At 73.8% G+C, this 11,513-nt stretch carries 9 protein-coding genes; 8 read left to right on the plus strand and 1 reads right to left on the minus strand.

Translation table 11 applies throughout. The features are described from left to right. Positions 1–34 precede the first annotated feature (34 nt). The 6 genes from ACIHCL_RS16305 (at position 35) to ACIHCL_RS16330 (ending at position 9,022) form a co-directional block, all read left to right on the plus strand. Positions 35–2,818 carry a lantibiotic dehydratase gene (locus tag ACIHCL_RS16305; RefSeq protein ID WP_399862123.1) on the plus strand — a complete coding sequence of 928 codons (2,784 nt, stop codon included), beginning with the start codon at positions 35–37 and terminating at the stop codon, positions 2,816–2,818. Further along, positions 2,815–3,942 carry a lantibiotic dehydratase C-terminal domain-containing protein gene (locus tag ACIHCL_RS16310; protein WP_399862125.1) on the plus strand — a complete coding sequence of 376 codons (1,128 nt, stop codon included), beginning with the start codon at positions 2,815–2,817 and terminating at the stop codon, positions 3,940–3,942. Before ACIHCL_RS16305 ends, ACIHCL_RS16310 begins: the two co-directional genes overlap by 4 nt. An 80-nt stretch (positions 3,943–4,022) precedes the next feature. Beyond that, positions 4,023–5,123, plus strand: a complete 1,101-nt coding sequence (locus tag ACIHCL_RS16315; protein ID WP_399862311.1) for a M50 family metallopeptidase — start codon at positions 4,023–4,025, stop codon at positions 5,121–5,123. Positions 5,124–5,206: 83 nt separating this feature from the next. Next, positions 5,207–6,193, plus strand: coding sequence for an ABC transporter ATP-binding protein (locus tag ACIHCL_RS16320; RefSeq protein WP_399862127.1), 987 nt, complete (start codon positions 5,207–5,209; stop codon positions 6,191–6,193). 97 nt (positions 6,194–6,290) lie between these two features. Further along, positions 6,291–7,046, plus strand: coding sequence for an ABC transporter permease (locus ACIHCL_RS16325; RefSeq protein ID WP_399862129.1), 756 nt, complete (start codon positions 6,291–6,293; stop codon positions 7,044–7,046). After that, positions 7,043–9,022, plus strand: coding sequence for a TOMM precursor leader peptide-binding protein (locus tag ACIHCL_RS16330; RefSeq protein WP_399862131.1), 1,980 nt, complete (start codon positions 7,043–7,045; stop codon positions 9,020–9,022). Before ACIHCL_RS16325 ends, ACIHCL_RS16330 begins: the two co-directional genes overlap by 4 nt. 180 nt (positions 9,023–9,202) lie before the next feature. Here ACIHCL_RS16330 and ACIHCL_RS16335 read toward each other — a convergent pair whose 3' ends face one another. After that, the gene (locus ACIHCL_RS16335) at positions 9,203–9,379 is read right to left on the minus strand and encodes a thiazolylpeptide-type bacteriocin (protein ID WP_073790073.1); all 177 of its coding nucleotides are present in this window, start codon (positions 9,377–9,379) and stop codon (positions 9,203–9,205) included. Positions 9,380–9,624: 245 nt separating this feature from the next. On the opposite strand from ACIHCL_RS16335, the gene ACIHCL_RS16340 reads away from it, so the two are divergent. After that, positions 9,625–11,016: an amidohydrolase gene (locus ACIHCL_RS16340; protein ID WP_399862134.1), complete on the plus strand. Its 1,392-nt coding sequence runs from the start codon at positions 9,625–9,627 to the stop codon at positions 11,014–11,016. Next, entirely contained in the window at positions 11,013–11,474 is a 462-nt protein-coding gene (locus tag ACIHCL_RS16345) for a hypothetical protein (RefSeq protein ID WP_399862136.1), read from the plus strand. Before ACIHCL_RS16340 ends, ACIHCL_RS16345 begins: the two co-directional genes overlap by 4 nt. The last annotated feature ends 39 nt before the right edge of the window (positions 11,475–11,513 follow it).

Here is an 11,513-nt window from a genome sequence, read left to right on the forward strand (position 1 = left end):
GACGACGACCTGAACGAGAAGGGGAGATCCCGACATGACGCCGGACCACCCGGCCACCGCCCCGGCCACCGCTGCCCCGACCGCGGCGGTCACCCGCCCCCGCTTCATGCTGCGGGTCGCCGGGCTGCCGGTCGACAGCGTGCGGGGGCTGCGCTGCCCGGAGAGCCGCCGCTGGGCCGACGAAGTCCTGCGCGCCACCGAACTGTTGCGCGCCGACGGCGAACGGCTCGGAGACCTGCTCCACGATCTCGTCGGCGGCAGCGACGACGAGGCACTGCGCCGCACCCTGCTCACCCTGCGCCGCGACGTCTTCAACAACCGGCTGCCGCGCGCCGGGGCCGCCGACCGGTCCCTGGCCCTGGTCCGCGGGCTCGACGCGACCGCCGGCGAGGCGCTGGCGGACTGGCTGACCGCCCGCCACCGCCTGGAGGACCACCGGGCGGCGGGCGCCGACCTGCTCGCCGCGGAGACCGCCCGCGCCCGCGAGGCCCTGCGCCGGCTGGCGGGGGAGGAGCGGCTGCGCAAGGGGCTGCTGCTCGCCTCCCCGGCGCTGGACGCCCAGCTCGACGCGTACACGCGCGCCGACCCCGCCGCGTCCCCGGACAAGAAGCAGCGCAAGATCGAGCGCTCGCTGCTCTCGTACCTCTACCGCACGGCCTGCAAGACCAGCCCGTTCTCCACCTTCACCGGGGTCGCCCGGGGAACCTTCGTCGACGGCGGCGGCCCCGGCGGCGCAGCGGGCGAGCCGGACCACGGGCTGCTGGCCCGGGTCGAGGACGTGTGGGACGGGCGGTTGCGGCTGAACGTCGCCGCCGTCGGCAGGCTCGCCGAGACCCTGGTCGCGGACCCGGTCCGCCGCGCCGACCTGCCGGTCGCCCCCGCCTCCGGCTGGGGACGCGACGACGACCGGGTCCGCTATGTGCGCCGCTGGGTCACCCAGGGCGACGAGGACACCGCGGTCACCTTCGACGCGGTGAAGGACCGGCTGTTCTTCCTGCGCCGCAGCGGCACCCTGGAACGCCTCCTCGGCCTGTTCGAGGAACGCGGCACCCTCCGCTACGGGGAACTGGCCGACTGGCTCGCGAAGGACCGGGACGCGGACCCGGAGGAGTGCGCCCACTACCTTCAGGCGCTCCTCGACGTCGGCATGGTGCAGGTCCCGTGCCTGCGGACCGAGGTCCACGACACCGATCCGCTGCGCGCCTTCCAGGACTCGCTGCGCGGCCTCGGCCGCCCCTGGGCCGACCGGCTCGCCGAACGCCTCGACGGCCCCGCGTCCCGCGTCGAGCGGTTCGCCGCCGCCGGACCGGACGAACGCCGCGCCCTCATGGGTGAGTTGCGCACCGCGCTGCGCACCCTCCAGGAGGAGGAGTTCGGCGCCGACCGGGCAAAGGTCCCGCAGACCCTGCTCTACGAGGACGTGGCGGCCGGACACCGCACCGAACTGTCCGCGCCCGCCTGGGAGGAGCTGGCCGCCGGACCGCTCGGCGCGGTGGAACGCGTCCTGCCCGCCTTCGACCTGACGCTCCCCCAACGCGTCACGTTCAAGGGCTTCTTCCTCGCCCGCTACGGACAGGGCGGGCGCTGCGACGACCTGCTGAAGCTGGTCCACGACTTCCACGAGGACTTCTTCGACCAGTACATGTCGTTCACCGCGAAACGCACCGCCTTCGACGAGGACGGCACCTACGTCCCCGAGGAGAACTGGCTCTCCCTGCCGCAGCTCAAGGCCCTCGACACGGCCCGGCAGACCTTCGTGGAGCGGATGCGCGCCCTGTGGGCGGCCTGGGAGATCGACCCCGCCACCCCGGAGATCCGGGTGGACGGCTCCCTCCTCGACGAGGTCGCCACCGAACTGGACACGCTGCGCGCCGAGTTCGCCCCGCTCGCGCACCATGTGCAGATCGCCGACCGGCCCGGGGACCCGCTGGTCGTGCTCAACCGCTCCTACGGCGGGGTGTCCTTCCCGTTCAGCAGGTTCACCCACCTCTTCGACGGGCTCGACGAGGAACTCCTCGCCGCCACCGCGGACCTGCTGCCCGACGACACCGTCCTCGCCGAGGTCACCGGCGGTCCCGTCACCAGCAACCTCAACCTGCACGGCCGGCTCACCGCGTACGAGATCGTCTGCCCCGGCGAACGCGGCACCCTGCCCGCCGAGAACCGGATCCACCTGGACGACCTCCACCTCGTCCACGACCGCGAGGCGGACCGGCTCGTGCTGCGCTCCACCCGGCTCGGCAAGGAGGTGGTGCCGGTCTACCTCGGCTATCTCGTCCCGCTCGCCCTGCCCGAACTGCCCCGCACCCTGCTCCTGCTGTCCCCGACCTCGATGTCCCCGCTGAACGTGTGGGGCGGGGTCCCCGAGGGCGCCCCGGTCGGCGGGGTCACCACCCGGCCGCGCGTCCGGCACGGCAGCGTGGTGCTCAGCCGGCGCAGCTGGAGCGCGTCCGCCGCCGTACTGCCGCTGCGCACGCCCGGAGCGGGGAGCGGGGGAGGAGGTGCCGGGGACGACGCGTGGTTCCTGGGCTGGCACGCGTTCCGCCGCGCCCACGGGCTGCCGGACCGGGTCTTCGCCACCATCGCCGACAGCGGGGCGCGCGGTGCGACCGGCGGCAAGCCCGCTTACGTCGACTTCGACAGCCCGCTCTCCCTGGCCGCGTTCGAGGCCCTGATCAAGACGTCCGGGGCGCGGGTCGTGTTCCGGGAGATGTTGCCCGACGAGGACGGACTGCACACCGTCTCCGGCCGGGGCCGCCACGTCGCCGAACTCGCGGTGGAGACCGCCGCCCCCGCCCGAAGGAGCAACCAGTCATGAGTTCCGCCCCACCCACCACCCCCGCCGAGCAGACCCGCCGGGCGGGAACCTGGCAGGCCACCCACATCTTCTACGCCGCCAACCCCCGCCCCATGCTCACGCAGTGCGTCCGCCCGCTGATCGAGGAACTGGAGGCGGACGGGCTGATCGACGGCTACTTCTTCATCAACTACTGGTTGGAGGGGCCGCACGTCCGGCTGCGGATCAAACCCGCCACCCCCGACGCCGAGGCCGAGGTCCGGCGCCGCACCGAGGCCGCCGTCGACGCCTTCCTCACCGAGCGGCCCGCCCTGTACGAGGTCGACTCCGGTTTCCTCAACGACTTCTACAACACCCTCTTCGACATCGAGTTCCCCGGTGCCGAACGCGGCCACTACACCGACGAGCAGGGCCGGATGCGGCTGCGCCCCAACAACTCGCGCAGCGCCGAGCCGTACGAACCGGAGTACGGCAAGTACGGCGGCCCGGCCGGGATCGAGCTGGCCGAATGGCACTTCCGGAAATCCAGCGACCTGGTCATCGACGCGTTCCGGACGAAGAACCTGCATCTGCGGACCGTGCTGCTCGGCACGTCGGCCCAACTGATGATGGTGATGTCCGCCGCCTTCCTGCCGGACTGTCAAGAACTGGCCGATTACCTGGACAGTTACTACGAGTTCTGGCACCGGGCGTTCCCCGGCACCGGCTTCATCGGCAGCGAGGAGTACGACCGCAACTACGCCGCCATGGCGCCGGGGCTGGCCGCCCGTTTCGCCCGGGTCCGCACCGCCGTGGCCGCCGTGGCCGACCGGGCCGGTGAGGGTTTCGGGACCGGCGGCCGGGACGGGGACGGGAACGCGGACGCGGAGGGGGACGACGCGGCACGGCTGCCGGGATTCCTCGCGGGGTGGGCCGATCACTGCGCCGAACTGCGGGAAAAAGCGGTCGAGTTGACGCTCAACGGTGATCTGGTGTTCCGCTCCTGGGACGGTGAGCACGATGAGCTCGTCACCGACCCGGCGGCCTCGCTGCCCCTGCTGCTCTCCCCGTACATGCATATGACCAACAACCGGCTGCATGTGACGATCCGGGACGAGGCGTACCTCTCGCACGTCCTCGGCCGGGCGCTGCGGGAGCCGGGGTGAGCGCCGCCCCGTCCGGGGCCGTCGAGGGCCTCGGCGACTACCGGCCCGAGCTGCGGCCCCAGGTGCTGCTGAGCGACGCCATGCTGCACGGCGCGGCGACGGTCCACCTGATCAAGGACACCGCCGATGGCGGCTCCTTCCGGGTCGGCCCGAAGGAGCACTTCCTCATCGCCCGGATGGACGGGCGGCGCAGCCTGACGGAGATCGGCGAGGAGTACGCGCGGGAGTACGGGCGCAGGCTGGACGTCGCCCGCTGGCAGCGGATCCTGCGGATGCTCGGTGCACGGGGACTGCTGGCCGGGGGGCCGGGCGGGGCGGCGGCCGGGACTTCCGGCGGTGCCGGGACCGGGGCGGCCGGGGCGGCCCGGGCCTCCGGGGCCGAGGAGGGCGGCGGGGACGACCGCCCGGCGCGCGGGGTGCTGCGCGGCAGCGTACGGCTGGTCGCCGACGCGGACGCCACCACGGACCGGCTGCACCGGGCGGTCGGCTTCCTGCTGGCGCCCGGATGGCTGGTGCCGCTGCTGGCGCTGGTGCTGGCGATGGGGGCGGTGATCGCCCTCCACATAGGCGAACTCCTTGTCAATACAAGGGAGTTGTTCACCAACCCGGTCTTGCTGATGGGGATCGCGACCCTGCTCTGGTTCAGCACCGCACTGCATGAACTGGCCCATGGCGTCGTCGCCCGGCACCACGGCGGCACGGTGGCCGAAATCGGCCTGCGCTGGCGGCTGCCTGTGGTCATCATGTACTGCACGGTCGACAACTACCTCTACCTGGGCTCTCGTTGGCAACGCATTCAGACGGCACTGGCCGGCGCGGTGATGAACCTGCTGTTCCTGCTGCCGTTCTGTGCGCTGTGGCTGTTCGCCCCGTTGGACGCCGCCACGCACGACGCCCTCGGCGCACTGCTGCTCCTGGGCAGTGTGCAGGCGTTGGCCATGCTGGTGCCGCTGCCGCCTCTGGACGGGTACCGGATCGCGAGCCAGTTGTGCGGGGCCACCGAACTGGCCGCCTCGACCGGCGCCTATCTCCGGCTGGCCGCCCGCCGCGCTCCCGCCGCGGGTGACTATCCGCACCACGCCCGGACCGCGTACCGCACGTACGCGCTCTGCGTGGTCCTCGTCCTCGCGGGCATCCTCGCCGCCGCCGTGGCGGCCGCCCACCATCTGCTGACCGCCTGACCACCCCCGCTCGGTACCCCCTGCCGACCGTCCCCCCGAAAAGTCCGACCCGCCGATCAGCGGCGGACAAGGAGAGAAGTCCCATGAGCCCCACCACCCCCACCGCCTCCCCGGGGAACCAGCCCGGCCCCGACGACGCCCGGTCCACCCCGGCCATCGTCCTCGACGCCGTGCACAAGAGGTACGGCGGGCGGCATGCCGTCGACGGGGTGTCCCTCACCGTGCCGCGCGGCGAGTTCTTCGGTCTGCTCGGCCCCAACGGGGCGGGCAAGACCACCCTCGTCGAGATCATGGAGGGCCAGCGCAAGGCCGACTCCGGCACGGTCACCGTGCTCGGCACCAGCCCCTGGCCGCGCAACCCGTCCCTGCTGCCCCGGCTCGGCGTGCAGACCCAGACCTCGGCGTTCTTCGTCCGCCTCACCGCCCGCGAGCACCTGCGCACTATGGCCGCCCTCTACCGGACCGACCACGCGGCGGCGGACCGGGCACTGGACTCCGTCGGCCTCACCGAGCAGGGCGACACCCGGGTGGACGACCTGTCCGGCGGCCAGCGCCAGCGCCTGGCCATCGCCTCCGCGCTGGTCCACGAACCCGAGCTGATCTTCCTGGACGAGCCGACCGCCGCCCTGGACCCGCAGGCCCGGCGCGCTCTGTGGCAGGTGCTGCGCGACCTCAAGGGCGAGGGCCGCACCATCGTCTACACCACCCACCACCTCGACGAGGCCGAGGCGCTGTGCGACCGGGTCGCCATCATGGTCGAGGGCTCCGTCGTGGCCCTCGACAGCCCGGCCCGGCTCATCGCCGCCGCCGCACCCACCACCCGGTTGGTCGTCCCCGACGACCGGCTCACCCTCGCCCAGGCCCGCGCCATCGAAGGCGTCGACGACGTCACCGAGGAGCCCGGCGCCCTCGTGCTGGAGACCCTCGAATCCGGCAAGGTCCTGGCCGCGATCGACGCCCTGGCCGGACTCCGGGGCGTGCAGACGCGCACCGCCGACCTGGAGGACGTCTACCTGGCCCTCACCGGCGCCGCCGAGGCCGCCGGAGCCGACGGCGCCCCGCGCCCGTAGCGTCCCCGCCCGCGATCCCACCGGACCGCCACCCAGCCCTCCGCGCACCCCAGCAGCGCGCCCCCCGCACCCCCAGCAGTGATACGGAGACACCCCGATGAGCGCATACACGGCGCTGAGCCAGGCCGGATTCCGGGCCTACACACGCGACAAGACCACGCTCTTCTTCACCTTCGCCTTCCCGCTCATCTTCCTCGTCGTCTTCGGACTGATCTTCCACGGCCAGACGGTCGAACAGAGCGGCAAGCCCTACATCAACTACATCGCCCCCGGCGTCCTCTCCTGGGGCGTCGGCAACGCCGCCGTGTTCGGCGTCGGCTTCGTCCTCATGCAGTGGCGGCGCGACGACATCCTGCGCCTCATCCGGATGACCCCGACGCCGGTCTCCGCCGTCCTCGCCTCCCGCTACGTCCTGGCGCTCGGCATCGGCGCCGTGCAGTGCGTGCTCTTCGTCTCCGTGGCCCTGCTGCCCTCGTTCGGACTCCAGCTGGACGGCCGCTGGCCGCTCGCCCTGCCCGTCCTGGTCATCGGCATCACCGCCTTCCTCGCCCTGGGCGTCATCGTCGGCAGCCATGCGAAGACCCCCGAGGCCGTCGCCGCCGTGGCCAACTGCCTGATGATCCCCATGGCGTTCCTCTCCGGTTCGTTCTTCCCGCTGGACGCCATGCCGGACTGGATGCAGAACCTCTCCCGCGTACTGCCGCTGCGCTACCTCAACGACGGCATCTCCGGCGCGCTCACCGGACGCGGCACCACCGGTGACATCTGGCTGGCCTGCGCGGTGCTCGCCGGTTTCGCCGTCATCCTGTGCGCGATCGCGCTCAAGACCTTCCGCTGGAGTGACAAGTCATGACGACGGTGACCGCCACACCGCCCGTGCGCGGCGAGACCCCGCTGGAGGCCGCCCGCGCCGACCTCCACGCCGAACTCACCCGGCGCCACCGGGAGACGACGGCCTCGAAGGCCCTGCCCGCGCCACTCGCCGCGCCGTTCGTCGTGCCGCTGGGCGCCGCCGACACGCTCGGCCACGGCAGCCCCGACCCGTACGCGGACACCCGCCCGGCCGCCAACGTCCAGCTGACCTCCCGCGCCGTGCTCATCGGCCCCTGGGGCGGCGGACCGGACGCCACCGCCTGCGGGCAGTGCCTCGCCATGCGCTGGCAGCGGCTGCGCAGCCGCTCGGAGCGCGAGGCCCTGGAACTCGGCCACCGTCCGAACGGCGCCGTCCTCTGGCCGGTCCTCACCCCGTACGCGATCGACGCCGTCTGGGCCGCCTACCGCGCGGTCCACGACGGCTCCCGCGAACTGCCCGACGTCACCCCCGCGGACCGCGCGCTGCCCCGTGTCACCCGGATCGACCTGGTGACCCTCGCCACCGCGACGTTCCCGATCCTGCCCGAACCCCTCTGCCCCTCCTGTGTCCAGGAGGTCCCCGACTCCGCCGCCTCGGCCCGCATGGACCTGGGCCCGGCCCGGAAACCGGACCCCGACGGCTACCGGCTGCGCCCCCTGTCCTCGTACCCGCTGCCGACCGCCGGGCTCGTCAACCCGGTCTGCGGCACCCTCGGCTCCGACCTCTGGATCAACCCGACGTCCACCACCACCGCCCCGGCCGCCGGCACCCATTTCGTCCGCGGCTACGCCGGACTCAACGACGTCACCTGGAGCGGTCAGGCCAACGGCTACGACACCAGCCGCGTCCTCGCCCAACTGGAGGGCCTGGAACGGTACGCCGGCACCAGGCGCAGGCGCGGCACCTCACCCGTGATCGGCAGCTACCGCGAACTGGCCGACCGCGCCCTCGACCCGGCCGCCTGCGGCCTCTACGCCCCCGAGACCTACGCGACCGACCCCATGGTCTCCCCGTTCGACCCCGAGCGACCCATCCCCTGGGTGTGGGGCCATTCGCTGCGCGACGACCGCCCGGTCCTCGTGCCCGCCCGGCTCGCCCACTACAGCGCCGGGGTCGAGGCCGACAACTTCGTCTTCGAATGCTCCAACGGCTGCGCCACCGGCGGCAGTCTGGAGGAGGCGATCCTCTACGGGCTGCTGGAGATCGTCGAACGCGACGCCTTCCTGCTGGCCTGGCACGGCCGCACCCCGCTCACCGCGATCGACCTCGCCACCTGTCGCTCCGCGGCGGTCCGCAGCATGATCGACCGGGCCGCGCTGCACGGCTACGACGTCCACGCCTTCGACACCCGGATGGATCTGGCCGTCCCCGCCGTCACGGCCCTCGCGGTGCGCCGGGACGGCGGCCACGGGACGCTGTCGTTCGCCGCCGCCGCCGGGTTCGACCCCGAGGCCACCGTCGAGTCGGCGCTGTCCGAGGTCCTCACCTACATCCCGCACCTGCCCTACCAGGTCGCCGAGCGGCACGCCGAACTCACCGCCATGGCAGCCGACTTCACCCTGGTGCGGCAGCTCAAGGACCATGCCCAGCTCTACGGGCTGCCGGACATGGCCGTACACGCCAGGGAGTACCTGGAGCCGGTCGCCGTGCGCCCGCTGGCCGACACCTTCGCCGACTGGGAGCCCCGGCGCCCCCGCACCGGGGACCTGCTGGACGACCTGAACCTGCTGCGCGATCTGCTGGTGGCCGCCGGGCACGACGTCATCGCCGTCGACCAGACCACCCCCGAACAGCACCGGATGGGCCTGCACACCATCGCCGCCGTGGTCCCCGGCCTGCTGCCGCTCGACTTCGGCTGGACCCGGCAGCGCGCCCTGCTGATGCCCCGGCTGCGGACCGCGCTGCGAGCGGCGGGAAGACGAGTCGACGACCTGCCGGAGTCCGAGGTCAAGCGCGTCCCGCACCCGTTCCCGTGACCTCCCGGGCGGCGGCCCTTCACGACGCCCCTCGCGGCTCCTGCCACGGCCGTCCGCGCGGGGCTTCCCGTCCCGCTCCCCGCCACCGGGGAGCGGGACGGGAACCGCGAAAGCCCCCTTCGCGCGCACCGCGCGAAGAGGGCTTGCGGACGTACGAACCGTGCGCGACCGAGGGACGGGTCAGGCGCAGCAGGAGGTGGTGCTGGTGGTGCTGGAGCAGGTCGACGTCGAGGAGCAGGACGTCGAACCGGCCAGCACGACCTCCGCGGCGTCCGAGTAGTCCGAGATCTCGAAGGTCTCCGACTCCAGCTCCAGGATCTCGTCGGCGAGGGTGGCGAGCTCGGTCTTGGGGGCCATGGTGTTCTCCCTTGGTCCACGGGGACGGGCCGGCCGCTCCGGCGCCGTTCCCCCGCTCTGACGCCATTGCAGCCCGGTCCGCTGTCAGATCGGCCGTGGTTCCGCTGTCACATCGCTGGCACCCCCTGACAGCGGAACGCCGGATTCCTGAAGTCGGGGCGGCGCAGGCTGATGATGCCGGCCCCACACGTGCCCGGCGGGCACGGAGCACGACCGGCCCGCCCAGCGGAACGAGGTGAGTTGACATGCAGGAGAAGCCCCTGCCCCCTCCTGACATCCCGCGCCCGCCCTCAGATACGCCCCGTTCCCCGGACCGGCCCCCGTCCCAGGCGTCCCCGGCTGCCCAGGCGTCCCCGGGCAGGGCCCGGGCTCCGGCGGCGGCCGAGGGGGAGGCCGCGGTCCGCCCCGGGGCCCCGGAGGTGCCGCGCGAGGTCCTGCGTCCGGCGTTGGAGCTGTACCTCGACGCGCACGCCCACCCCGAACTGTCCGGGGCCGAGCGGCGCACCGCGGATCTGCTCGCCGCCCGGCTGGAGGCGAGCGGCTGCGAGGTCACCCGGGGGGTCGGCGGCGGCCACGGACTCGTGGGCGTCCTGCGCAACGGCCCCGGCCCGACCGTCATGCTCCGCACCGAACTCGACGCGCTCCCGGTCACCGAGCGCACCGGTCTCGCCTACGCGAGCACCGTGCCGGGCGTGATGCACGCCTGCGGCCACGACCTCCATCTCGCCGCGGTCGCCGGGGCGGTGGCCGAGCTGGCCCGGACCCGCTCCGCGTGGCGGGGCACGGTCCTGGTGGCGGGCCAGCCGGCCGAGGAGACCCTGACCGGAGCGCGGCAGATGCTGGCGGACGGCCTGTACGAGCGGTTCGGCACCCCGCACGCGGTGCTCGCCCAGCACACCTCGCCCGCGCCCGCGGGCACCCTCGCGCACGCCGCGGAGTTCCGTACGCCGCTGATGGCGGCCGGTGCGGCGGTGGACGTCACCCTCTACGGGCGCGGCGGCCACGCCGGCACCCCGCACCTCACCGTCGACCCGGTCCTCACGGCGGCGGCCACGGTGCTGCGGCTGCAGTCCGTGGTCTCGCGGGAGACCGCCCCGGACGAGCAGGCGGTGCTGACCGTCGGCGGGCTGCGGGCCGGCGGGCCCGGCAACGTGATCCCGGAGACGGCGGAACTCTCCCTGTGCGTCCGGGCGTCGAGCGAGCGGGCGGTCGACCGGATGACGGATGCCGCGCTGCGGATCGTCCGGGCCGAGTGCGCGGCGTCCGGCTGCCCGAGGGACCCGGACTTCACCGTCTCCGCCCGCTCGCCGGCCCTGCTGACCGACGCCGCGGCCACGGCCGCCGTGCGCCGGGCGCACGAGGAGCTGTTCGGCCCCCAGAGGGTCGGCGACAGCGGTCGGCTCAACGCCACCGAGGACTTCGCGTGGTTCGGTACGGAGGGCGTGGCGACGGTCTACTGGCTGCTCGGCGTGACGGGGGTACGGCAGTGGCGCGGGGCCCGGGACGGCGGACCACCGGTGCCGCCGAACCACGCGCCGGAGTTCGCCCCGGACGTCCGTACCGCCCTGCCGACCGGGATCATGGCCATGGCGTCGGCGGCCCGGCGGTTACTGGACCCGGAAGGGAGCGTCTCGTGACCGGTCCCGCCGGGGAGACGCCGTACGGAACCGGTCAGGGAACCGGCCCTGCCCGCGGCACCGGCTACGGAACCGGCCGCGGCACCGGTCACGGAATCGACGACGGCCGCGCCACCGATCGTGGCACCGGCCACGGCACCGGACCGTGCCGGGGCGCCGATCGCGGCACGGGCCACGGCACCGGTCATCCGGGCGGCACCGGGCGGGGCACCGGTCACGGCCATGTCGACCTGGTGACCGTCCGCCGCGACCGGGCCGCCCCGACCGGCGAGACCACCGTCGTACGGCTGCTGAGCCTGCTCCCGGCCGACTGGGCCTGTGCCCCCCGGTCCGTGGGGACCGACCGGATCGCCCTGCGCATCGCCCTGGACCACACCGTCGACGACCGCACGGTCCGCAGCGCTGTCGCCCGTGCCCTCGCCGACCGGACGCTGGACGGCTGGGCGCAGGAGCCGTGAGGCCGACGGGGCGGGGCAGGGGGCGCCCGCAGCGCCCCG

Origin of the sequence: Streptomyces sp. NPDC052042 (assembly GCF_044548345.1) — a bacterium.
Classification (GTDB): Bacteria; Actinomycetota; Actinomycetes; order Streptomycetales; family Streptomycetaceae; genus Streptomyces.